Source organism: Paenibacillus sp. Negev47, from assembly GCF_058313655.1.
Genome location: NZ_CM177754.1, coordinates 3,981,857 through 4,006,734 on the forward strand (window position 1 = coordinate 3,981,857; position 24,878 = coordinate 4,006,734).

The 24,878-nt window shown below is 46.0% G+C and carries 22 protein-coding genes; 3 read left to right on the forward strand and 19 right to left on the reverse strand.

Annotated features, from left to right (window positions below):
• Nucleotides 1-132: 132 nt before the first annotated feature.
• Nucleotides 133-1,137, reverse strand: coding sequence for an aldo/keto reductase (locus AC4G47_RS17685; RefSeq protein WP_491102035.1), 1,005 nt, complete (start codon nucleotides 1,135-1,137; stop codon nucleotides 133-135).
• 200 nt (nucleotides 1,138-1,337) lie between these two features.
• Here AC4G47_RS17685 and AC4G47_RS17690 point away from each other — a divergent pair, with 200 nt between their 5' ends.
• Nucleotides 1,338-2,183, forward strand: coding sequence for an AraC family ligand binding domain-containing protein (locus tag AC4G47_RS17690; RefSeq protein ID WP_491102036.1), 846 nt, complete (start codon nucleotides 1,338-1,340; stop codon nucleotides 2,181-2,183).
• Between the two features lie 60 nt (nucleotides 2,184-2,243).
• Here the strand turns inward: AC4G47_RS17690 and AC4G47_RS17695 are convergent, their stop codons facing one another.
• The 13 genes from AC4G47_RS17695 to AC4G47_RS17755 all read right to left on the reverse strand — a co-directional run bounded on the left by AC4G47_RS17695 (nucleotide 2,244) and on the right by AC4G47_RS17755 (nucleotide 18,186).
• On the reverse strand, nucleotides 2,244-2,642 hold the full coding sequence (locus AC4G47_RS17695; protein WP_145317999.1) for an Asp23/Gls24 family envelope stress response protein: 399 nt from the start codon (nucleotides 2,640-2,642) through the stop codon (nucleotides 2,244-2,246).
• Between the two features lie 29 nt (nucleotides 2,643-2,671).
• Nucleotides 2,672-3,751, reverse strand: coding sequence for an AI-2E family transporter (locus AC4G47_RS17700; protein WP_458126643.1), 1,080 nt, complete (start codon nucleotides 3,749-3,751; stop codon nucleotides 2,672-2,674).
• A gap of 34 nt (nucleotides 3,752-3,785) precedes the next feature.
• Nucleotides 3,786-5,243: a sensor histidine kinase gene (locus tag AC4G47_RS17705; protein ID WP_491102037.1), complete on the reverse strand. Its 1,458-nt coding sequence runs from the start codon at nucleotides 5,241-5,243 to the stop codon at nucleotides 3,786-3,788.
• On the reverse strand, nucleotides 5,221-5,928 hold the full coding sequence (locus AC4G47_RS17710; RefSeq protein WP_145318008.1) for a response regulator transcription factor: 708 nt from the start codon (nucleotides 5,926-5,928) through the stop codon (nucleotides 5,221-5,223). The genes AC4G47_RS17705 and AC4G47_RS17710 overlap by 23 nt, the downstream gene beginning before the upstream one ends.
• A 203-nt stretch (nucleotides 5,929-6,131) precedes the next feature.
• A complete protein-coding gene (locus tag AC4G47_RS17715; RefSeq protein WP_491102038.1) occupies nucleotides 6,132-7,577 on the reverse strand; it encodes a 4-hydroxyphenylacetate 3-hydroxylase family protein in 1,446 nt (481 codons plus the stop codon).
• Nucleotides 7,578-7,751: 174 nt separating this feature from the next.
• Nucleotides 7,752-9,710, reverse strand: a complete 1,959-nt coding sequence (locus tag AC4G47_RS17720; protein ID WP_491102039.1) for an FtsX-like permease family protein — start codon at nucleotides 9,708-9,710, stop codon at nucleotides 7,752-7,754.
• A complete protein-coding gene (locus AC4G47_RS17725; RefSeq protein WP_339301078.1) occupies nucleotides 9,685-10,455 on the reverse strand; it encodes an ABC transporter ATP-binding protein in 771 nt (256 codons plus the stop codon). The genes AC4G47_RS17720 and AC4G47_RS17725 overlap by 26 nt, the downstream gene beginning before the upstream one ends.
• Before the next feature lie 310 nt (nucleotides 10,456-10,765).
• Nucleotides 10,766-11,749 (reverse strand): sensor histidine kinase, encoded by a 984-nt coding sequence (locus AC4G47_RS17730; RefSeq protein ID WP_491102040.1) that lies wholly within the window; start codon nucleotides 11,747-11,749, stop codon nucleotides 10,766-10,768.
• Nucleotides 11,746-12,450: a response regulator transcription factor gene (locus tag AC4G47_RS17735; protein WP_091031246.1), complete on the reverse strand. Its 705-nt coding sequence runs from the start codon at nucleotides 12,448-12,450 to the stop codon at nucleotides 11,746-11,748. The genes AC4G47_RS17730 and AC4G47_RS17735 overlap by 4 nt, the downstream gene beginning before the upstream one ends.
• A 41-nt stretch (nucleotides 12,451-12,491) precedes the next feature.
• Nucleotides 12,492-13,808: a beta-N-acetylhexosaminidase gene (nagZ, locus tag AC4G47_RS17740; protein ID WP_491102041.1), complete on the reverse strand. Its 1,317-nt coding sequence runs from the start codon at nucleotides 13,806-13,808 to the stop codon at nucleotides 12,492-12,494.
• Between the two features lie 399 nt (nucleotides 13,809-14,207).
• Nucleotides 14,208-15,311 carry an NADH:flavin oxidoreductase gene (locus AC4G47_RS17745; protein WP_491102042.1) on the reverse strand — a complete coding sequence of 368 codons (1,104 nt, stop codon included), beginning with the start codon at nucleotides 15,309-15,311 and terminating at the stop codon, nucleotides 14,208-14,210.
• A gap of 331 nt (nucleotides 15,312-15,642) precedes the next feature.
• Complete coding sequence (locus AC4G47_RS17750) at nucleotides 15,643-16,956, reverse strand: hypothetical protein (protein WP_491102043.1); 1,314 nt, start codon at nucleotides 16,954-16,956, stop codon at nucleotides 15,643-15,645.
• Nucleotides 16,957-17,136: 180 nt separating this feature from the next.
• Nucleotides 17,137-18,186: a 2,3-butanediol dehydrogenase gene (locus AC4G47_RS17755; protein ID WP_491102044.1), complete on the reverse strand. Its 1,050-nt coding sequence runs from the start codon at nucleotides 18,184-18,186 to the stop codon at nucleotides 17,137-17,139.
• Nucleotides 18,187-18,483: 297 nt separating this feature from the next.
• Between AC4G47_RS17755 and AC4G47_RS17760 the strand changes: the two genes are divergently transcribed.
• Nucleotides 18,484-19,521 carry a LacI family DNA-binding transcriptional regulator gene (locus AC4G47_RS17760; RefSeq protein WP_491102045.1) on the forward strand — a complete coding sequence of 346 codons (1,038 nt, stop codon included), beginning with the start codon at nucleotides 18,484-18,486 and terminating at the stop codon, nucleotides 19,519-19,521.
• A 174-nt stretch (nucleotides 19,522-19,695) separates the two neighbouring features.
• Here AC4G47_RS17760 and AC4G47_RS17765 read toward each other — a convergent pair whose 3' ends face one another.
• The gene (locus AC4G47_RS17765) at nucleotides 19,696-20,664 is read right to left on the reverse strand and encodes a D-2-hydroxyacid dehydrogenase family protein (RefSeq protein WP_491102046.1); all 969 of its coding nucleotides are present in this window, start codon (nucleotides 20,662-20,664) and stop codon (nucleotides 19,696-19,698) included.
• Nucleotides 20,665-20,824: 160 nt separating this feature from the next.
• Entirely contained in the window at nucleotides 20,825-21,406 is a 582-nt protein-coding gene (locus AC4G47_RS17770; protein ID WP_458126630.1) for a TetR/AcrR family transcriptional regulator, read from the reverse strand.
• A gap of 231 nt (nucleotides 21,407-21,637) precedes the next feature.
• Between AC4G47_RS17770 and AC4G47_RS17775 the strand changes: the two genes are divergently transcribed.
• Entirely contained in the window at nucleotides 21,638-22,849 is a 1,212-nt protein-coding gene (locus AC4G47_RS17775) for an MFS transporter (RefSeq protein WP_491102047.1), read from the forward strand.
• On the opposite strand, the gene AC4G47_RS17780 is transcribed toward AC4G47_RS17775, so the two are convergent.
• From AC4G47_RS17780 to AC4G47_RS17790, 3 genes are all read right to left on the reverse strand, one after another.
• Nucleotides 22,846-23,004, reverse strand: coding sequence for a hypothetical protein (locus AC4G47_RS17780; protein WP_017688805.1), 159 nt, complete (start codon nucleotides 23,002-23,004; stop codon nucleotides 22,846-22,848). The genes AC4G47_RS17775 and AC4G47_RS17780 overlap by 4 nt on opposite strands.
• Nucleotides 23,005-23,029: 25 nt before the next feature.
• A complete protein-coding gene (locus AC4G47_RS17785) occupies nucleotides 23,030-23,494 on the reverse strand; it encodes an SRPBCC family protein (RefSeq protein WP_491102048.1) in 465 nt (154 codons plus the stop codon).
• Between the two features lie 159 nt (nucleotides 23,495-23,653).
• Entirely contained in the window at nucleotides 23,654-24,745 is a 1,092-nt protein-coding gene (locus AC4G47_RS17790; RefSeq protein WP_458126627.1) for an HD-GYP domain-containing protein, read from the reverse strand.
• Nucleotides 24,746-24,878 lie beyond the last annotated feature (133 nt).

The window sequence follows — 24,878 nt, forward strand, 5'->3', positions numbered from 1 at the left end:
ACTCCCATTATAATAGATCTGTTCTTATAAAGAAAATGACATAACTAAAAGTGGCACCTACCTGGTCGTCAGGAAGGTGCCACTTTTATAAGAGAATCTCACTATATTTTTTTCCTAGCTATACTGTGTATGTTACCAAGGATAATTACCCATTCCTTCCAGAATGCTCTCAATTTCATTGAGCTCTTCCGTTGTCAGATTCGGTGCCTGGAGCGCAGCCACGTTTTCTTCAATCTGGGACACACGGCTTGCACCAATCAGTGCGGAGGTAACACGGTTACCGCGCAAGATCCAGTTCAGAGCCAGTTGGGAGATCGTCTGTCCTCTTCGCTCGGCAACCGCCTGAAGCGCATCGAACTTGGCTATCCGCTCGTCTGTATATGCTTCTTTTTTCAATTGGCCTGTTGGATTGGCTCGTTCTGCCTTGATCTTGTCGACATATTTATTCGTCAGCTGACCGCGGCCGAGCGGACAGAATGCAATTGAACCAACGCCTTGCTCATCCAGTACGTCCTGCAAACCGTCTTCAATCCAGCGATTCAGCATCGAGTAGTTTGGCTGATGAACCAGGCATGGTGTACCCAGACGACGGAGAATGGTTACCGCTTCTTGCGTCTGTTCTGCATTATAATTGGATAAGCCCACATACAGTGCCTTACCTTGCCGCACGATATGATCCAGTGCCGTCATCGTTTCTTCCAATGGCGTATCCGGATCTGGACGGTGATGATAGAAAATGTCTACATAATCCAGCCCCATCCGACCAAGACTTTGATCCAGACTGGCAATCAGGTTTTTGCGGGAGCCCCACTCGCCGTAAGGTCCACTCCACATGTGATAGCCTGCCTTCGACGAGATAAGCAGTTCATCCCGATAAGGACGCAGATGTTTTTTGTAAATCACACCAAAGTTCTCTTCGGCTGATCCTGGAGGTGGGCCATAGTTATTCGCCAGATCGAAATGGTTAATTCCGAGATCGAAGGCACGCAAAATCATCTCTTCCTGAATATCCAATGTACGGTTGCCACCAAAGTTCTGCCATAATCCCAGCGCAATTTGCGGCAGTCTGATTCCGGATTTGCCTGAGCGCACATATTTCATCTCATCGTATCGTTGTTCACTCGCAGTATAGGGCATCGTTATTCTCACTTTCCTGTAAGGTTTGTTGAATTCCTTTTCATCTTAGACATTTTTCTGCCAAAACGATATGGCATTTCACTATAACCATATGGAAAAATGATTGTTATCTATCTATACTATTGTTAAATTCTTAATCTTTTCAGATATGTAGTATGTTAAAATGCAAGATGAGACGAAATCGTCAGGAGTGAATAACCTTGATTACGTATATGTTCAAGAACAATCATTTTCAGGAGCTTCAGCTCCTTCATTATGGAACCGAAGCCTGTACACCAGGTCATCACTTTGGCCCCGCGATGAGAGACTATTACAAGATTCATTATATTTTGAATGGCAAAGGCACCTTCGAAGTTGGTGGCAAAACGTATACCCTGCACAAAGGACAAGGATTTCTGATCGTTCCGCATTCCGTCGTGCATTACGAAGCAGATCAGGATGATCCATGGGAATACAGTTGGGTTGCTTTTCAAGGCAGCAATAGTCCATCCTTCTTACAGCAGGCCTGTCTGTCAGAGCATCACCCGATCTTTGATCTGGGCAATGAGGATGACGAGATGCGATCCTGCCTGCATCGAATGGTCCATTCGCGCAATACCCACAAAGGCTGGGAGATTAGCATGACTGGTTTGCTGTATCAATTCTTCTCCATTTTAATTGATCAGGCTAATTCAGAGCATCTTCAACCCATGCCGGATTATTCGAAGGAAACGTACGTAACGCAGGTAATGGACTTCATTGAAATGAACTATGCCAATGCAATTACCGTTCAATCCATTGCGTCCCATGTCGGTTTGCAGCGCAGTTACCTGTGCTCTCTCTTCAAGGATCAGATGGGAAGCAGTATTCAGTCGTATCTGGTCCATTACCGGATGCGCAGGGCAGCCGAATTGACCCTAGATCCGGGTCTGACCATTGGTGATATTGCCCGCTCGGTGGGCTATACGGATCAATTGCTTTTCTCCAAAATGTTCAAAAAAGTGATGGGTGAAGCTCCCACTTACTACCGCAAACATAAAACAGCACCCTCCCAGTTAAGTTGCTAATTGGGAAGGTGCTGTTTTTGCCAATCGTTTATCCTTACAATCGTTATTCCTTACATTCGTTTATACCGTCTCTTGCATGGATACGCCGACGACTTGTACTTTAATTTCATTCACCATAACACCAGCTAATTGCTCTACAGCCTGTTGAACGTTATGTTGAAGTTCACGGCAGACCTCGTGCATCTTGTTGCCATATTGAATGTTGATGCGTAACTGGATGGTTGCCTGATCGTCTTTGACATGCACATCAATCCCTTTTTGCAGACTCTTGCCACTGATACTCTTGGCAATCCCTTCAGTCAGTCCAACGGACATGGAGGATACACCATTCGTGTTCTGTGCAGCCATCCCCACAATCTTGGACAGCACATCGTTCGAGATGTGAATTGTACCCAATTGAACAGATTGAGGTGCGATATATTCAGGTTCATTGTATTGTTTTTCGATAATTTCAGACATGTGCTCCACTCCTTCGAATAATTTAAATTCTATGCATTCTGCCATTTGTCCTTGAAGAACATGTTATAGATTCGAACCAAAAGAATTTTAACGATCATATAGACCGGGATAATAATCAGTATGGCAATAATACCACCCAGGTCCCCCGCACCCAACACGAGAATGATGGTCGTGAGCGGGTGAATATCCAGCTTTTTGCCGAATACATAAGGGGCTACCAGGTTGTCCTGAATCTGCTGAGCGACGAGAATAATAATCAGAGACCAGATGGCAACCGATGGCGATACCACGAGACCCATGATCACAATAGGCACGGACGACACAATTGCTCCGATAAATGGAACAAAGTTCATGATGACCGCGATCACCGTTAACAATAATGCGTACGGCAGTCCAATGATGAGGAAACCAATATACATCAATACACCCAGCGCCAGATTGACCAAGACTCTTCCCACAATAAAACCACTCAGCGCCTGATCAATCTCAAGCACGACTTCACGGCTGTCATTTTGGAAACGTTTTGGAGCGATATGTGCCAGTTTACGGCCAAATTTCTCACCTTGTTTCAGCATATAGAACAGAATAATAGGTAGTGTAAACAAGATGATCGCAAAACTGGAAACCAGTGAGAGAAATCCACTTACATAGTTCGTCACAAAGTTAAATCCTTTGTTGATATACTCCGTGATTTGAGAGAATGGTGTCGAGCCCTCAGGGAACAAGGCTTGAATGGCACCATTTTGCTCCAGCTCTCTCAGCTGTTCACTTAATGAATTGATTATATTCGGCGCGTTATCGACCAGATTGATCAGTTGCTCACGTAACGATGGCCATAAGCCAATGATGAAGAACACTCCCAGAATAGCAATAACCAGATAGATTAGCAAAATACTTAGCGTGCGATTCAGTTTCTTTTTCTCCATGTAATTCACAAGCGGTCTTAGCAGATAATAAAAGAACACGGATAACATCATCGGCACGGTAATGACCGTGATCATGGTGACGAGCGGCTGAAAGATGAAGCTCACACGTGATAATAAATAGATATTAACCAATATCAGGGCCAGTGCAATACTGAACCGGACAAACGTATTTACTTTGAACAAAATATTCCCCTCCACATGACATTTCTTCTCTTATTTAATTCGGGATCTGAATGGTAAACACGGTGGTCTCCCGCCCACGCCGGGAAAGGATCAGCCGTCCGCCCATTTTCTCCGTATTACGACGTGCGATGGACAATCCAAGACCGGTGCCTCCGGTCGCCGTCCGTGCCTCATCCCCTCGTACAAACGGGTCAAAGATGGTTGACCACAGTTCTTGGGGTATTCCCACCCCGGTATCTGCCACTTCAATCACCACATGGGTATCCAGCGGAATGAGTTCCACACGCAGTTCTGTCCCGAGTGGATTGTAAGATAGGGCATTGGTAATCAGATTCTGAATGACTCTGGATAGCAGCTCCGGATCATACCTCGCGTAGATCTCCTGATCCGGAACAAGGACATGAAGGACAAACTGTTTCTGCTCAATCTCCCCATAGGTATCTGCCATAATCTCGCGCACGAATTCTCCAATTTCTCTTCTCTCAATCTGCATGCGGAAATCGGGTGAATCCACCTTAAGCAGCTCCAGCATATTTTGTATCATGCGTGCAACTTGAACGGACTTGTTATAGATGTATCCCAGGTACCTTTGTTGCCTGTCCTTGTCTTCCCCACGTCCTTCCACCAAAGCCTGTGCATATCCCTGTATGGATGTTATAGGTGTCTTCAGATCATGGGACAGATCTACGATCAGCCGCTGTTTGCTCTCCTCGGCGTAACGTTTCTCCGCAGAGGTGTTCTCAATGACATCCGCCATGTAGTTAAAGGTCTCACCAATCTGGACAAATTCTCTCTCGGCCGAGATTGACATCCGTGTACTATAATTTCCCTGGATCATCTGCGTAAGACCCGAGGACAGAATACTGAGCGGCTTTTTGATTCTCCGTGCGACCCAATAGCTATATACGAAGATTAATGACAACACTAAACCGATGCCAATCATAATGTAAAAAGATAACGGGTGCTTCAGATTGGTTATCAACTGGTTATCATTAATTCTTACGCTGACCAGATCACGTGGGATCTTGAGCAACACATACGCTGCCGCTCTTTCTGTCGAAAACGGAGTAATGGAGTAATAGTACGGCTGGTCGCTTCGATTTTCCAATCCAGCATACAGATCGGCTTCACTGTATTGGGTGAACGCATCTTGCTTGTCTCCCACATGATGAATGACGTTGCGATTCGCATCCAGAATCTCAATCCATCCTCCACTGTCCTTGAGACGTTGGATCTCTGTGTCTTCGTCTTGCGACACCGAACCTCCACCGGAGTAAAATTCGTTCTCCAGCTCTGCCACATATACATGGGCTTCGACATTCAGATCCGGATCAACCACTTGATCCGATATGCGGAAATCCACGACATCCAGAGATACCATAAGGTACACGATCAGTACCAGTAACAGCAAAAAGAAGTTGAACAGCAAGAAGTCCAGTGTCAGGGATGTCTGCAACAGTCGCTTTTCTCTAGCTTTCCATGGGCGCTTCAATTTTGTATCCCAGTCCCCTTATCGTTTTGAGATATTCCGGTTGTCTGGAGTCACGCTCGATCTTCTCCCGAATGTTGCTGATATGTACCATGATGGTGCTGTCCTCGTGCGCATAATAGTCGCCCCAGACCGCTTCGTATATTTTTTTACGGGTGAACACTCGGCCAGGTTGATCGAGCAACAATTCCATAATTTTATACTCCGTAGAAGTTAATGTTACAGGACTTCCTGAACGAAAAAGGATACATTGGGATCGATCCAGCGTCAGATCGCCTAATACCAGATTCTGTTCTTTCGCTGCAGGGATTTCTGTTGCATCAAAATGATTAACTCTTCTGAGCAACGCCTCTACCCTGGCGACAATCTCAAGCGGGTTAAATGGCTTCGCTATATAATCATCTGCACCGAGTCCGAGTCCAAGGATTTTATCGTGATCCTGACTTTTGGCAGATAAGAACAGAACAGGCATGTGATGTGTGGCCCTGATCTGTTTGATTAACTGCAATCCATCCATTACAGGCATCATGATGTCCAGTATGACCAGATCGATCTGTGTTGAACGTATGGTTTGCAGCGCTTCGGCTCCATTCACCGCAGTCTTAATGGTATAGTCCTTCTCCAGATAGAGCTGAAGCAGTTCCACAATCTCTGGTTCGTCATCTGCAATTAATACGGTGTATCTCATGTTATTCCTCTCATTTCCTATACTCTATGCCTATCTCTACATTATTACTATATACTACGTCTCTTAATTCAACCTAAATCATTTCTAAAGATAATCTAAATAAATAGAAATAGAGCCCTGGCGCAGGCCAAGGCTTTAACCATATCAGGACTTTCCTTCTTCATTCAGGCTTTTCATTCTTCATCCGGGTCATTCGTATTACATTATTTCTTACCCGCACGAAGCCACGGTTCAACTTTGCCCATTAATCGTTCCTTGTCGTACTGCATATATTGACTCGCCCGGTTACGCACAGGATCACCCGCGTAGAAACGTTCATATAGATCATGCCTTGCTCCGAGTGGACTTCCTGTCAGCTCCCATGCCAGTTGGAAGAGTCGAATCTTCTCAGGGGCTTGTAACGTCACACCCCCAAGATATTTGCCCATCATGGAGCCCATCGTTTCATTCATCTCAAACGTACTTGAAGGAATCTGAATCAGACCACCCGCAGCAATCGTCTTCAAAATCTCCACCGCGCGGGGGTAATAGCGATTGCCCAGATTACGTGCGGTTTCAATATACTTGAATTCCGGCAGCCAGTTGCCGAATGTATCTGGTTTGGACTGCGCTTCAGCAGCAATAATCAGTCCCTCGATGGTTTGCATCTGACTGATCATCTCTCCGAGTTGTTCCTGCACATTCAGGAAAGAGTCCACCCCAATCTCCTTGGCAATGGCAGTGGTGACGGCTGTGACGAACTCCAGTTTCGAGTGTAATCGAATGGCGCTCTGATGATAGGCCAGACTGGCCGAAGTTGTATTACAGCGAATCTGCCATACGGCTTCGGGGTTATTGTGCAGTAATACACGTTCCCAGGGCACGAATACATCGTCAAAAAATAAAACGGCATCCATCTCATCATACTGCGCACTGAGTGGATGAGAGTGATCCGAATCTTTGGCGGCAAAAGATTCCCGACACATCATGTGCAAGCCCGGACTGTCCGCGGCTACAATCAGCATATGGGCCAACTCTGGTCGATGGCCCGGAATTCGTTGAACGGGATAAGCGATGATATCATCCGCATAAGGCGCTGCTGTTGCCACCATCTTGGCCCCGCGGACCACGACGCCCTCCGCATTACTTTTGACAATCCGCAGCATGGCATCCTCATCTTCACCAACAGGCAAGGAACGATTAATCTGCGGGTCTCGCTGGACAATTGTCAGGAATGCATCTTTTCGTTTGGCTTGTTCAAAATAAGCGGATATTTTACCTGCAAATGCCGGGTCATGTGCTGTCATCTCATGTCGTGTTGCGTACCAACCTGTCAGGCGGGATCGGGCATAATCAGACAATCGGCTCATCACCCCATACGTCCGATCGGCCCATAGCCGAAAAGCATCCGCCCTGCTGTTCACGTCAAGAACTGAACGAGGCACAAGAAAGGAGCGATGCACGTAACTCCCCGTCTGTTCGTCCCAGTAGGCCACGATTTCTCTTGTCTCCTGATCATCCACCAGGTTGAACAATCCTTCTATGGTTTGAAGTGTTCCCTGAAAGGCCTGATGTCGGGTTACCTGGATACGCTCTCCGTCCAGCCATACATTCCGCTCATCATTCAAACGTTGAATGTAAGCTTGTCCACGAGACATCGTGATACTCATGATATGTCCTCCCTCTCAGGCACCGGCCTGACATTTCTGTAACTCCATCCTTCTAACTGCTTAAGAAACTATGTAATGATACATTATGTATCTAACAAAATAGTACTGTGCCTTGGCTAGAAAAGTCAACAGACACCGAACTAGAAGTCCAGTGTCTGTTGGGTCATGCGTTTTTTAGACTAACTTGGAATACATATGACGCAGATACCGCCAGCGCACGAGTGCAAAATACAAGATCTGCATGGAAGCAAACACCATGAAGATACGCAGGCTGTATCCAAAGACCGAGAAATCAACCAGTTGTTGCAACGCTACAAAGGCAACCGAACTGTGGATGACCGCAACCAGAATCGGTAGGAAGAACATAAGCAATAGCTGCCTTGTTACGATCTTGCGGAGTTCGGGACGACTCAGTCCCATTTTGCCAATCATGCGATACTGCGCTTCATCCCGTTCCAGATCTGCGTAGAGTCTGAAATACGTGAAACTTGCTGCAAAGGTGAAGAAAACAATGCCAATCAGACCGCTCAAGATCAGAATGATCCCGTTCGTTTGTTTGGAATTAAGCCAGTCCACCACAAGCGCGCTGATCTCGGAATAACCTCGATCGGATTGATCCTTTTGAATGGATGCTATTAGTTCAGGAGCGAAGCTGCGTGTACTCATCCAATCTTTTACCACAAATTGAGTCGTACGGTTGGAATAGAAATCTTCAGGCATCCCCACTTCCTGGTTATACGCTGGTCTCAACTTATCAAACAATTCGTCGGTTACGACGTAGAGATTAATTTCATTTTGAAAAGGAATCACAATATCGGTACCAGGTGTCACTAGCCGAATCTGTTCCGACCGATTATCAATCTCCAGATTGCCCTCCGTCCCTGAGAATCCTTGTTCGGCCTGATCACGGTACTTCTTACGAACCGCCAAATTGCTTGGTGTCATAAATGACTCATCGACCTGTTTCAATGTACGTTCTTCATACCCAAGTGCCTTCGCCAGACGGTTATAATCACTTAGCTTGATAATATTTCCATTGTTATTTTCATATATAGGAGCATAACTGCCCTTCACGTAGGGAACTTCATGATCAATCAACGTTTCTTCAATCTGCCGAATATGTCGCTCTGACTCGGGAGTATCCCACGAATTCATGTACGTGAATGCATACGGATTCGACATGGACGACAACCCCGGGTCAGCAATCGCGAGCATGGTGCCAATTCCCGTAAATGAGGAAGCCGAGATGATACTTACCATGAAAAACATGATCGCGTTATCTTTCATTCGATAGGTAAGTTCAGATAGGAAGAGCAGATTGGTTTTACGGAAAAACAACCTTGGATTTCTTTTGAGTGCCCGAATGATGTATACACTGAGCTGCGTGAACAGAAAGTACGTACCTGCAATAACGACCACGACACTTGCGAGTAATAACGGAAACGAGAAGCTTATCCATACAAAAGTGAATACTCCTGCATAGCCCCCGCCAATTAACAATACGGATAACAAGGCGAGCAGACGTGATGCTTTGGGTTCCGGTTTTGGTTTTTCCTCTGATTTCACAAGGTCAATGAGAGTTCCTTTGCGGATGAGCAAGGATGATGACATCGCGATAACAACAAACAGGAGCAGAAATGCACCAGCCGTCAGGGCAATGCCTTTTAGTGGAAAATAGAATCGAAGGCTGTTCTCGACAGCCAGCATGGAGCCACAGATCAGCAGGATCAATTTGCCGAAAATAATTCCGAGTCCGATACCGGTAACAATGGAAGCTAATCCGATACACATGTTCTCCATAAATAGAAGCCTGTTCATCTGTTTACGTGTCATGCCAATGATCAGGAAAATACCAAATTCTTTCTTGCGCGTCTTCAGAAATGAACCAACGGAATAAAGCAGGAACAGGAATGAAAAGATGAATATAATGATCTCTGCAATCATAAACCCCTGATTTGCAAGCAACGTAACCGTACCACTTGATCCCTTTAACCCCGCTTTCAGATCAGGATGGAACAGGAGCAATGCGTAAGTAAAAAAGATCATAACGGAAAATGTACTGCTCAGAAAATGAGCCAGATATATTCGTTTGTTGCGAACAACGTTATTAATGGCGAACTGGCGAAAATTCATGTCCTGACCCTCCCATTAGGGATAATACATTAATAATCTTCTGGTAAAAGGCTGCACGATTATCGCCGTAGTGAATTTCATTGTACAGTTTGCCATCCTTGATAAAGACAACCCGACTGCAATAACTTGCGGCTACTGCATCATGGGTGACCAATAGCATCGTAGCCTGATCCTCCTGATTGCGGGTTTCGAGAATCTCCATCACATCTCTTGCCGCCTTCGAATCCAGGTTGCCTGTTGGCTCATCGGCCAGAATCAGCTTCGGGGAATGGATGAGCGCTCTGGCAATGGCCGTACGCTGTGCCTGTCCACCTGAGATCTCATATGTCCGTTTGTTCAGAATACTCTCGATCCCGAGCTTGCTTGCCAGTTGTTCAACACGTGTGTTCATCTCTGCTAACGAAACACCGTCAAGAGTCAGTGGCAGCACAATGTTTTCCTTGACTGTCAGTGTATTTAACAGATTGAACGATTGAAAAACGAAACCAAGCTCTTTGCGCCGGAACAGCGCAAGTTCGTCCTGATTCAATTCAAACGGATTCTTCCCTGCAATCCGCAGTTCTCCTGATGTTGGATGATCAATGGTTGAGATCATGTTCAGCAGCGTTGTTTTGCCACTACCCGATGGTCCCATGATGCCAACAAACTCACCTTCCTGAATACTGAGGTCAATACCTGATAACGCTTCATAAGATACGATGCCTTTATAGATTTTACTGATCTGTTTCACAGAACAAATCTCCATGGTTACAACTCCTTAGTGATGTATGAATTCAAAATTAAGTTACATTCATGCTGTGTGCATGCGTATGCGCGTGGCCTTTCCTGTGATCTTCTGACTACAGTCTATCGAACTTTCGGCCGTTCTCCTATGGTTTAACCTTTCATCAACATGACAATGTTGTAAGGTTGCATCATGGAAATCAAAAAGACGCCTTCGCCCCGGCCAGGCAATAGACGTCTATACTCACACTTACACTGTAATTCATACTCCACTGACACTTCTTCAACAAAAATACACAACTCACGTCCCAATCTTATCTTCAACCTGCCTCTCAGGCATTGAATGTAATTCGGACGGTCGTACCTTCACCGTACACGGATTCAAGATCGATCCGATGATTCATTCGCGTCAGCACTTCTTTTGCAATATACAGCCCCATGCCTGTGGACTCCTTGAAATGCCGCCCGTTCTCCCCGGTGAAGAAAGGCTGGAATACCCGATTCAGATCAGACTTCGGAATCCCGATACCTTGATCCTGCACTTCCAGCATGATGGAGCGTTCCGCTTCATACGCACGCATATGGATCTTTTGCCCGCTGCCCGCGGAGTACTTGATTGCATTGGACAGTAACTGCACCAGGACGAAACGAAGCCACTTGGCATCGGATTGCACAACCAGGGAAGGTTCTATATGCATCTCTGGATAGACGTGATTGCGGATGAAGAATCGCTTCAGCTCATGGATCGCCTCTTCCCCAGCGGTCTTCAGTATCACAGGTTCAACACTAAAATCCTGTTCGAAGGTATCTAAGCGAGCCACATACAGCACAGTCTCCAACCCTCGTCTCATCTGGTCCGCTTCCTCCCGAATGCTTATGAGCCGAGGATCGTCATCCTCCTGATCTTCCACGGTCAACTCAATGACGGACAACGGTGTCTTCATCTGATGTACCCACTGATTCATGAACGTCAGATATTCTTGCTGCCGCTGTTCCAGCCGATGCAGATGAGCATGATACTGTCCGTATTGTGAATCCAGCAGCTTCTCCAGCGCCAGTGATAAAGGACTTGTTTCGTTCAATGGTACAAACTCCTTCAGCGAATCCATCGATCGTGACATCCGGTCATAAAAAGAACGATGTGAATAATAACGATACACCAAATATCCAACGTACAAAAATAATCCCAATGCTACGGCATAACCAGCCGTGATCCAATCGTTGTAACCGTCATACCAGAACACCGCAATAACGGTGAACAAGATGGCAACAACCCAGCAAGTTAAAGCGAGATGTTCTCGTATAAACAATCTCATGATGGAGAAGAGGCTTTCCAGTTATTGTTCAGTCGATAACCCGAACCTCTGACCGTTTCCAGTGCATCCGTAATGCCAAGCTCGGCTAATCGCTTACGCACCCGAGTAACGTTAACGCTGAGTGTGTTGTCATCCACAAAAGAGTCATCCCACAGCTTCTCCAAGATTGTCTCTCTGCTCACCAGCTTGGGACTGCGGCGCAGTAACGTTTCCAGCAGAATGGTTTCCTTCTTCGTCAGCTGCACTTTGCGATCACCGAGCTGAATCTCCAGTCTTTCCAAGTACACGACCAAGCCGTCCAGTTCCACCTTGCGTTCTTCGTCACGTGCAGCGTAATCCCCATATACCCTACGCAGCTGACTACGAATTTTGGCTATAACAATCTCATGCTCAAATGGCTTCGTGATATAATCATCCGCCCCATTCTCCAGAGCCATGACCTGATCCATCTTTCCACTCCGCGCGGAGATAAACAGAATCGGGCATGTAGACAGAGTACGAATCTGGCGACACCAATAGAAACCATCGTAGCTGGGCAAGTTGATATCCAGCAGCACCACATGCGGCTGTACCTGCTCAAACTGCTGTACAATCATCTCAAAATCCTCGACCAATACGGCCCTGTCTCCATAACGCTCAATATGAGATTTTAATAATCCCGCAATCTTGGGATCGTCCTCTATAATCATAATGGTATACATTGTTGGATCTCACCTCTGCCAAAATCATATCACAGGATTTATTATCGAGCATCGATTTGCTTACGCCAATCCACAATATCTGCGTTCAATTGCTTCAGGTCTCCGGAAGCTGTCTGATCATCCGACAACTTGTATTGTTGCTTCAATGTCAGGATGCGATATACACTTTCATCGATTCGAGACTCAGAGATCTCACCTGACTTTACTGCACTCATGAGTGTATCAAAAATCGTCTTGGCACTCTCATAACTGTGAGCGACCAACAGAATGTCACTTCCTGCTTTAACAGTTGCTAGGGCTGCTTGGTCAAGCTTGAAGTTCTTCGCGATTGCTCCCATACTCAGGTCATCTGTGATGACCACACCGTCATACTTGAATTTTCCGCGCAGATGTTCACCTATAATGACATCGGATAAGGAGGCCGGATGATCCGGATCCAGCTTCGGGAACAAAATGTGTGCAACCATGACGGCCTCCACTTGCTCTTTCACTGCGGCCTGGAATGGAATCCATTCAAGCTCGGCCAGTTCTTTTTCTGTTTTATTCACGACAGGCAGATCGAGATGGGAATCCACGGACGTATCACCATGACCCGGAAAATGTTTCACTACCGGAATAATGCCTTCACTTCGCAGACCTTTCATCTCAGCAATCCCCATACGTGACACCAGTTCTGCCGAGCTGCCGAATGAACGATCTCCAATGACCGGGTTCTTCGGGTTACTGTTCACATCCAGCACGGGAGCAAAGTCCACATTAAAACCCACAAGCTGAACTTGTCTGGCCAGCAATTCCCCCATCGTTTCAGCAAGCGCGCTATCTTTCGTCCGCCCTACCTTCCCATTGGAAGGAATGGACTCTACCGTCTCGGGCATACGACTGACTTTACCGCCCTCCTGATCTACGCTCATGAAGATCGGTACCGGGTTCGACTGATTCGCTTCCTTGATGGATTGCACAAACTTGGCTGTTCCCTCAAGTGTCGTTACATTGTTGGCATAGAAAATAATGCCGCCTACCTTTTGATCTGTAATCATCTGTTTGGCCTGATCGTCCAGCGTTGTCCCTTGAACACCGGCCAGTATCATCTGTCCAATCTTCTCTTCTAACGTTAATGAACTGAGCTGCTCCTGCACCGGATCGACTTCTTCTGGTACTTCTTCCTGCGGTGGAGCGGTATTCTGCTCCGGCGATGAAGATGATTGCCCTGTATTAGAGCCGGTGTTCGAATCCGTTGCGGAGGAAGGTTTCTGAGCTTGGCCGCATGCGGATAAAAGCAGCACGATTCCCAGTAGAATACACAGCATCTGCAGTGGTACTCTCCGTTTATTGTTCGAGTTGTCCCTATAGTCGTACAAGGATATTCATCCTCCTTATGTAATGTCGTCTCGGCAACCCATGGGTTCAGGCATAACCTTATCATAAGGTGATGGATTTTCAAAATGAATCATGTATGAAATTAAACCGTAGTGCAGATTTAGTTACAGCGAAAAAAATGGTTGCTTTGGGACCTGAGATGTGGAGCCTAATGGGGTTGTGACTAAGCGCGTGTGCGATGTATGGGGGCGATGTTAAGGAGTAACGGTGCACGAAATATTTTTTCTGTTGTGAATTTTTCATATGTTGAAATTATTAGTATAGGTAGATCGAAAAGCCGCCCAAAGGCGGCTCATTTGTTCGTTTTTGTTTCATCTTTCGTTGTAAATTGTTGCCGTTCAGGGTTGGGTCATCTTTCGCCAAACGTTCTTAACCTTCTATTAACGGAGTGTTTGCAACACTTCAGTTGTAAACGGAATGATTTCGGATGAACGACCTTCACGAACTTTGGCAGGCCATTCCGGATCACTGAGCAGAACGCGGCCCAAAGCAATCAAGTCAAATTCATTATTCTCCAGCTTCTCATTCAATAGATCCAGATGGGCATCCCCTGTTCCCTGGTTCTCGGTTGCTCTATCCACAAATTCAGCTTCAAGACCTACCGATCCAACCGAAATAGCTGGTTTACCCGTTATTTTTTGCGTCCAACCCGCAAGGTTCAGCTCGGAACCTTCGAATTCCGGTAACCAGAACCGGCGTGTAGAGCAATGGAATATATCCACGCCAGCAGCACTGAGTGGCGCCAAGAATTGCTCCAATTGTTCTGGCGTCTCCACCAGACGTGCCTCATAATTCCCCATCTTCCATTGGGAGAACCGGAGCACAATTGGGAAATCAGGACCAACCGCCGCACGGCAAGCTTCAATCACTTCAACTGCAAATTGGGTTCGCCGTACCAAATCACCACCATACTTGTCCGTCCGTCGATTCGTCTGTTCCCAGAAGAATTGGTCAATCAGATAGCCATGGGCTCCGTGCAGCTCAATTCCATCAAATCCGATTCGCTGTGCATCTGCTGCCGCTTGGGCAAATGCCTGAACAAGACCTTGAATCTCATCTTCCGTTAATGATTCACGTGATGGTTCACCTGCCATGCTAACGCCTGACGGACTTACTGGCTCAGCTTCTGCATTAGGCAAGTCGCCGGAACGACGCGCTGTACCCACATGCCACAATTGTGGCATGATTTTGCCACCCGCTTCATGTACTGCTTTCACTACGTTAGCCCATCCTTGCAGAGAATCTTCACCATGGAACAATGGAATACTCTCCCCGCTAACCGAAGACGGATGATTAATGCCTGTACCTTCCGTAATGATAAGTCCAACTCCACCTGCTGCTCTGCGGCGATAATATTCCACAACTTCTGGTCCAGGTACGCCCTCCGGTGAGAATCCACGTGTCATGGGTGCCATAACGATTCGGTTAGACAATGTCAGCTTGTCCGAGGTGAAGGGTTTAAATAATGCTGAAGGTACGTTCATGGTATATTGCTCCTTTGCAATTGGAAGTATGAAACTCCGCATTTACACGAAATGCGACACGCTTTTGTATAAAGTAACAGGTGTAATCCAGTTGTCTGGTTAACGTTATTTCTCTATCTATTTTATAGCTTCTTAATTTTATTTTCAAATTTTTGAAGTTGGGCGTTCAAACTAATTTTATAGACAAAAAAGAGAGCTACCTTGTGACAGTCTCTGTTTGAGCACACTGCCGAAGCAGTCTTCCCCGCACTCTACTACATCTTCAGGTGTTCTCCCGGTCACCAATAATGTGGATGTGGCATAGTATATAATCCATAATCTTCCTTCCAATTTAATTAGCATTTATCGGGATATCACTGCGGTTCACTCGAAGTAATTTTCCTGACGAAGTAGACAGGACATCAGGGTCTGTACCGAGACCAAAGTAGAAGTCACCTTCATTCTCTTCGAATGACTTAGCATACGTATCTTGATTGAAGCGCAGAATCTCATTCCATGTTGTCAGATCCGTTGATTGGTAGACCCGGTTAATGTACAGATTGGCACTTTGACGTGTGTACGTGAGTACATACACCTTGCCGTCCCGTAGCAACACATCCGTAGGAAGAGCCTTGGCATCTGGCAGTTTAACTCGCCTTGCCTGATTTATGTCGGTCATGACATTTAAGGATTTGGGCAGCAGCTGTCCATCATTGAACACGCCTCCCGCTATATAGAGCAACTTGTTATTAAAGTTAACATTTTTACCTATTTTATTATAAGGAATCGTACCCGTTTGATAAGTGAGTCCTGGCAGCATTTTGCTACCATAGATGACAACATCCCGTTTCTCAAGCTTTTCGTTAATCTCCAGGATATTGGTTTTGTCATTCCATAATTTATTGGCTGGGTACATCATGCCAGAGGCATATAATTTCCCATTGAGTTGGAACATTGTATAAGCCCGTAAGCCGAAGGTATTAATGGTCGCATATTTCTGCCAAGTTTCACCTTCATTATGAGAGATTAATATCGTTGGTTTGGAATCCGTACCCAGCGCGGCAAACATCTTGCCCTGATAAGATGCCAAATCGTATACGTGTACACCCAGCGGCAGATTGCGATATTTGGCCCACACCTCTCCATCCAGACGATAGAAGTTGCCCAATTCCCACTGTTCACTATCAGAATCATTGCCAGGAATATATAACTTGTCGTTTAGTACTCTGTAGATATCAATCTGTTCCTCATCCACATACATCTTCGTCGATGGCAAGATGCCCGGGTTGCTGTTAGTCACTGACTGGTTCTTGAATTTCGCATTCGCTGTATCATAATAAATGACTGGAATAGGACCTGAATTCGGCGCTACGCCCAGATTACTGCTATTCCCGTGGCCCAAATATATTTTGCCGTTGTACAGTTGCATGTCCCAGACGTTATTAGCATATGGTGTTTTGGTAAAAGGTCTGCCTAGCAGTTCGATCTTCGATGTTACATCTGCTGAACTGATCGGTTCATTCGACACCTTGGCAAGCCCACGTTCAGTCACAGGGGGTTGACTCGTTGACGGAGTATTTTTCGGCTTGGAGTTCCCCATAAGCATCCAGCTCATTCCTGCGACAATGGTCAAAATGACGGCTGTCCATTTCGTATGTCTCTGCATGTCCGCTTCCTCCTTCATTTTTTCATGATCATTACTTTCACACCAAAATGATACAAATTGTATCTTTCCATACTATGTAAAACCACCTGTACATGCAACAAATTCCGCCCTATTTACACAAAAAAAGTAGACAATACATCACTTGATGTGTTGTCTACTCGTTCTTATTGCCTGTGAATTCTATTCTGCTTTCACCAGAATCTTAACCTGATTTTTCTCTTTCAATAGTGCTTCAAATCCATGCTCTACCACTTCATCCAACGAAATTCGTTTGGTCACCAGCTTGTCTGCCGGGAAGAAACCTTTATCCATCAAACTAATAACCGCCGGGAAAACGTCGCGATAACCAATAATGCCATTAACCGTACGTTCTTTCATGACAATCGAGTTCGGGTGGATCGGCGCTTCCTGTTCAAAAATACTGACGATCATCAACTCTCCGCCAATACGTGTCGAATCAATGGCTTGTTGCAGAACACGGGGAACACCGGTTACTTCATAGGCTACGTTAACGCCGCCTTGAGTACGTTGATGGATCTCTTCCACTACATTAAACTGCATTGGATCAATCACAATCGCACCAAGTTCTTCGGCTTTTGCTTTTCGTTCATCCGACAACTCCACCACATAAATATCCGACGCTCCCGAAGCTTTAAGCGCTTCAATGACCAGTAGTCCGATTGGGCCTGCGCCAAACACAGCAGCCGTATCTCCCACTTTCAGTTTGCTTTGGCGCACAGCGTGAAGTGCTACAGCTGAGGGTTCAACCAACGCACCTTGCTCATACGAGATTGAATCAGGAATGGCATGTACCATTTTTTCTTCAGCAGTTACATACTCGGAGAACCCTCCTCCGCCTCCAGCGAGTCCAAGGAAACCCATCTGATCGCACAGATTGTATCTGCCCTGTTTACAAGCTTCGCAGTGTCCACATGCATAGATTGGTTCTACCACAACACGATCGCCTGCCTTGAAACGTGTAACGCCTTCCCCTACTTCAACCACCTGTCCTGAGAATTCATGCCCCATAACTATAGGTGCTTTCTCCCCTGTTAGCGGATGTGGTGCTTGAGCCGGAATGAAGATTGGACCTGCTGTGTACTCGTGCAAATCACTGCCGCAGATTCCGCACCATTCCACTTTTATTTTGACCTTACCTTCTTCAGGATGAGGTTCATTAATGTTTTCGAGACGTAAATCTTTGACTCCATGCCAGCGTAATGCTTTCATTTGTTTCATCTCCCAGATCATAAGTTTTGATACAATCGGAAACGTTTCCGTAAATTAAATATGTCACATTTGAGATACGCTGTCAAACATATTTCCCCATTAATATGTCTAAATCGTGATCATATCGAACTTAATATAGAATACTAATGTTTAACTCAATAGGCCCCAACATGAATCTGCTCCTTACGCGAGATACTTCATTGCTCAAATGTTATAATCAAGTTATATATTTGTCAGCGAATTCATACATATCCCAAAAAACCGGAATCGTTTCCGATTAAGTGAGGTAACCATACATTGAGTAAAGATCAGAAACTTACGATCAAGGACGTGGCCGAACGTGCTGGCGTGGGCATCGCTACCGTATCCCGGGCCATTAATAATTCAGAAGGCATCAGCAGTAAAACGCGAGATAAGGTGATGCAGGCTATTGAAGAACTGGGGTTTGTACCCAATACCTCCGCTCAGAGTCTGAAAATTCGGCAAACGCACCAGATCGCACTCGTTGTACCCGACATACGTAACGCCATCATTCCGGAAATCTCCTGGTCAGTGGAGCAAACCGCGAAGCAGCATGGATACCATGTTGTGCAGATCAATACGGCCGGCAATGCTCGAACTGAGCTGGAAACCATTCGTAATGTGAAAAAACTGCATGTGGATGGACTGATCTTCATGCCCCTGGCGTATCCCAAAACATTGCCCGGGCTGATTGATAAAGCTCCTCTTCCCATCTCCATGATTAATTACGGCAAGAAACTGGAACCGGGTATGAAGGCAGATATCGTCTCTCTGTCTCAACCTGAAGGCAAATTGGTGATGGAACATCTGTTCAAAATCGGCCGGACTCGAATCGCATATGCCGGAGCACCGAAGGACATTATTGAAGAACGCTTCCGTGCGTATGAGCAAGCCGTAGGCCACGTTGACATCTCGCTCGTTTACTTCGGTGAGGACTTTTCCTTGAATACCGGTGCCAATGCTGCAGATTATTTCTACGGACTTACGCATATGCCAGATGCAGTCTATGCCATTAATGACATGGTCGCCATCGGATTGGTTAATCGCTTCAAGGAGTTAGGGGTTCGTGTACCCGAAGATGTGGCTGTGGTAGGCGTGGATAATAATCAATGGACCACTGTCTCGTCTCCACAGATTAGTTCTGTATCCATCATGGGGGAAGAAGTCGCCAGGCTCGCTACTGAGCTGTTGTTAAAACGAATTCGGGAAATGAGCACGAGCGATTACGAACACATTCAATTTGAACCGCGCTTAATTGTTCGTGAATCAAGCGTTACCACGTTTCGTTCGTCTTCGCATGGACCGTACACGTAAACTTGGTGAGTGGATGGAATACTTTACGGCTATGACTATCCCTTCCCTTCAGTTCTTCTGCTACACGGATGCACAAAAAAGGTGTTGCTCAGGGATAATCATTTCCTGGCAACACCTTATTTATTGTTGAGTTCATATCAATTATAGGTGAGTCGTTATTCAGCACACGTTTATCTAAGGGAGCAGTTGCCTGATCGGTGTTCCCTTCAGAAACATCTCTATATTTTCTACGGTATGATTATAATAGATCTCATAATTGCCACGAGTCACATAACCCAGATGCGGTGTTGCCAGGACGTTGGGCAATGTTCGCATCACATGGTTAACCGGTAGCGGTTCCTGCTCATATACATCCAGACCTGCGCCAGCAATCACACCACTCTGCAATGCCTCCACCATAGCTTCCTGATCGACAATGCCCGCTCGCGACGTATTGATGAATAGCGCACTGGATTTCATATGTTGAAATTCAGCTTGTCCGATCAGATTCCGCGTACGATCACTTAATACCAGATGAATGGATACGATGTCGCTCTGTGCAAGGAGTTGCTCCTTGGTCTCAGACCAGATCACACCATGCTTTTCGGCTTTTTCTGGTGTCAGATTCTCGCTCCAGGCTATCACATTCATGCCAAATGCTTGTGCGATCTCAGCCATACGAGTACCTATTTTCCCCAAACCGAGTAATCCAAGTGTTCTTCCATGCAGATCCAAGCCTACAGTGCTCTGCCAGTTTCGATTGGAGCGAAGTGCATTATTTTCCGTAACCAGTTGTCTGGACAGTCCCAGTATAAGAACCCAGGTAAGTTCTGTTGGCGGATTGGAGCTTCCCTCCGTTCCACACACAATGACCCCGTGCTGCTCTGCAGCCCTGAGGTCTATGGACGCATTGCGCATACCACTTGTAATCAGCAGTTTTAGCCGGGGAAGCTGAGAAATGACCTTTTCCGGAAACGGTGTACGTTCCCGCATGAGGACCACCATATCGAAATCCTGCAATTCCTGAATGACTTTCTCTTCCGAGCCCATATAGTTATTGAATGTCTGAATCTCTACCCGATCCATCAACGGACTCCAGTCCGCTGACGTCAGCGCGACGTTCTGATAATCATCCAAAACGGCACAGCGCAACTTCGTATCCATTTCCGATCTCCTCCTATATCTGCTCCATTCTTATCTATATTGTAGCAACTTCGGCTTAATCTGCCCAATGCCATCAGACATAGATAGCGCAGGGAAGCGACTTCTAAAACCCTCCTATATTGAAATACTCTGCATCACTTTAAACAGGATCATTCCCCTATTAATTCAGCAAAGACAACGTAACCTGAATGCTCTGCTCTACAAACAAGCGCTCTGGCCCCGATTTCATCAATACAGTTAATCCAATCATGGATACAACCAGAGACTGTGCGACCGCACTCGCGTTCATGTCAGTAGACAACTCCCCACTCTGTTGCCCTCGTTCTATCGTTTCCTTGAAAAGAACACCCAGATACATCTGATGCTCTCGTGTAAGGACAGCGAATTTGGGATCATGCGGAGCCAGTTCAACCATCGTATTAATACAAAAACAGCCGTGACTGGGCTCGGTTACACTTCCCTCTGCTCCAATATGTTCAAACAGTCCACGAAAGGCTTCTCGCACAGAGCTGCCCTGTTGAAGTCTGGCTCTGATTTGAGCCGCATGCTGAGTGGTATACCGTCGCAGCGCTGTTTCGAATAATTCCTTTTTATCCCCAAAGGCTGCATACAGACTGGGACGTTGAATGCCCATTGCAGTCGTCAAATCACTCAAAGATGCAGCTTCGAACCCCTTATCCCAAAATGTGTGCATCGCTGCATCAAGTGCTTTATCCGTATCAAATTCCCGTTGTCTAACCATACAATCCACCTCTTTATGTATCGATCAGTATTTATTATATTGTAATCTCATCCCAAGTAAGAAGTCAAAGCTAATTAACACAGAAGTAAGTATTTTCAGACACACAGTGTAATTAAATAATTTTTTAACTCTTCACCCACTTCTCTGTTGACAGAATTCCCAGAATTAAAGTATGGTTATGCGGAATCATATCATACCAATCGGTACAAAATAGAAAGGTGAAATCCATTTATGCAAACTCCTTCTTCAGATGCACAGTTATCCAACAAAGATCGTCCCGCCATGTCAAGTTTAGTCGCTCTACTCTTTGCCGTGTGCAGCGGACTCGCGGTGGCCAATATCTATTATGCTCAGCCTTTGCTGGACTCCATTGCCCAGGAATTCGGTATCTCTCCATCCTCCATAGGGATTGTCATCACAGTAACTCAAATATGTTATGCCCTGGGGCTGTTTCTTCTCGTTCCACTTGGTGACCTCTTGAACCGCCGCAAGCTGATCATCATTCAAATGCTCTTATCCGTGCTTGCGCTGGTTCTCGTAGGAACCGCACAATCCAGTTCCCTGTTGTTCATGGGGATGGCTGTTGTTGGTTTATTAGCCGTCATTACGCAAACATTGGTTGCCTTTGCTGCATACTTGGCAGCCCCTTCAGAACGTGGCCGCATTGTCGGACAGGTAACCAGCGGAATCGTCATCGGCATTTTACTTGCACGAACTGTTGCAGGTACGCTGAACGATTGGCTCGGCTGGAGATCGGTATATCTCTTCTCTGCCAGTCTTACCTTACTCGGCATTCTTGCCCTTTTTCTTGTTCTCCCAAGGCAGCAACCCCAACGAATGAAACAAAGTTACTTCCAATTACTCAGATCTGTCTTGCTACTGTACCGTGAGTTGCCTGTATTACGAGTACGCGGTGTTCTGGCTATGCTCATTTTTACAGCCTTCAGCATCTTGTGGACTTCCATGGTTCTGCCACTAAGTAGCCCTCCACTGTCCCTGTCTCATACGGTCATAGGTGCATTCGGTCTAGCAGGAGCGGCTGGAGCACTGGCCGCTGCCCGTGCAGGTAAGCTCGCTGATCGGGGACTTGGGCAAAAAACAACGGGTATCTCTCTTGTCATTCTACTCTTGTCCTGGCTGCCCATCGGTTATGTCCATCAATCTCTGTGGTTCCTGATTCTGGGCGTTATCCTTCTCGATCTCGCCGTTCAGGCAATACATGTTACCAACCAGACCCTGATCTACGAAGTTCGTCCTGAAGCACAGAGTCGCCTGACCGCAGCTTATATGATCTTTTATTCCATTGGCAGTGCGACCGGCTCGATTGCCTCTACACAGGTATATGCATGGGCGGGGTGGACAGCTGTTTGCTGGTTAGGTGCTGGTGTTAGCGCAGCAGCCCTTCTGTTCTGGATGATCGATCGTTATATGCATCGGAATTAGTCCAACTTATTCCAGACAACTATAAAAAGGGTTGCTAACGGACCAAACAACAGGGAAATCAGAAACCAGTTCCGACCACTTCTGTTTTTTCCCTGAGCCAGTCCGGCATTTATCAAGGCAAGTGTCCCCCAACCTACAAAGTATTCATTATCCATCAAAAATCACCTCCCCCTTATCCAATCAATCTGAATGCTGTTCAAGCATCTCTTTGAGCTTACGATTGCGGCTCTCCAGAAATGCCTGCATGTATCTCTTCAATACAAGTCGTTCGGTTGCCCATCCCAGCAATCCAAGTGGAGCTTCGAAGCGAAGGGTATCTCTCATGAAAGTCATCTGATCTCCAATTACGCTGAAATGATGTTCATGTCGCATACTCTTGAAAGCCCCTTTCTCCATCTGATCCACAAAAAGGAAAGGTCGTTCAAACTGCACAATACGGGACTTCAGCTTCTGTCTTACACTAAAATGAGTAGCCTGAAATGTAACTGTATCCCCTGCTCCAATTCTTCCTGTTGTTACTCCTGCAACTGCTCGCTCTCTCGTATGTTTCCAGACGGTCTGAGTATGTACATCAATGTCCCGGGCAGCGTCGAAGCACCGTTCAATCGAGGCATGTATCGTAATCTCGGTTGTTACTTCAATCATGGCAATCGCTCCCATAGGAAAAATATGATCTTTGCAAAGTATACTCCTGCTTTTTTGCTTGAACAACACATCATGGTTGATGCAACAAAAAACGGGTCCCCTGTCTTAGTGCAGGAGGCCCGTTCTCAATATAAGTAAGGAATACAGATAATATTTAGATCAAATAAGTAATTCATCAATGGCAAGTGTACGCTCTTTGGAGAGATCACGATATTCCTCAGACTCTACTTTGATGAGCGGTTTGAAAATATCAGATGTATTGTTCATGACAATAACACCTTTTTCTCCGTTGCTGAGTAAAACCTGTTTACCAATGAAATTAGGAAGCAAATGTTGCATTAATGCCTGAACCGGCTTTTCATTCAATTTACCAAATCCCATACCATAGATATCTCTAAGGTTGTTGATCAGGTTCGGATTGCTGCCTCCGTGATTCCCGGATCTCATGCCAATATAGATATCGGCTACAGATACAATCTGGGTGTAGGGATGAATCTCTTCTTTTTTCAATTGCATCGGATAACCGGAACCATCTTCCCGCTCGTGATGCTGCAGGGCAACCAATGCCGTCGCTTCATCCGTCATGGAATTTTTGATAATATCATGGCCATAGATCGTATGACGTTGCATTTCAAGCTGCTCATCAGCCGTCAACGGTTCTGTCTTGTTACGGATCCGGTGGGATACTTTGCACTTTCCGATGTCATGCAGATAGCCACCACGACTAATCTGATAACTTTCCTTCTGAGAATACCCAAGCCAGTTCGCGAGGTAGAAGGACAACAATCCTACCTGGATTGAATGTGTATAGTTATTCACGTCATCCCGCTCCAGCATCATCAGGAGATGAACCACATCTTTCTGCTCATCCAGTCCCTCAACCATCGGTTGCAGTGCGTCATCCACCATGGTGGCGTTGAACTTGCCAACGGTCAGAGCTTCAAGAAAAGCATTTTGATAATTATGTACTGTCTGAATAAATTGGGACTTCATCTCTTCTTCAGGCGGCTCTTCCTTGGTGCTTGTGGTTGACCCGGAAGCATGCTTTGCCGCTGCAGCAAAAAACTCGGCCTCAGTAATTTCCTCTTCGCGTGATTCAATATCTACATAATCTACACGGTGCTGCATGAGCAAGGAGATATCCTCACTTTTGATTACAGTCCCCTTCCCGAGAACGTGTAATCCTGCATCGCTGAATGTATCTGCAGTCAGACGGTCTCCGTCTTGCAGGTTCATAATATGGATTCTCAAATCGGTATTCCCCCTGAACAATTCATTATAGTAACAGCACCCAATGGATCGGGTCCACAAAAATACCTATACTTCTTTATATCGTTATAATTCTTCATTTCATACATAGTTCAAACGACCTTAATCGCGAAGG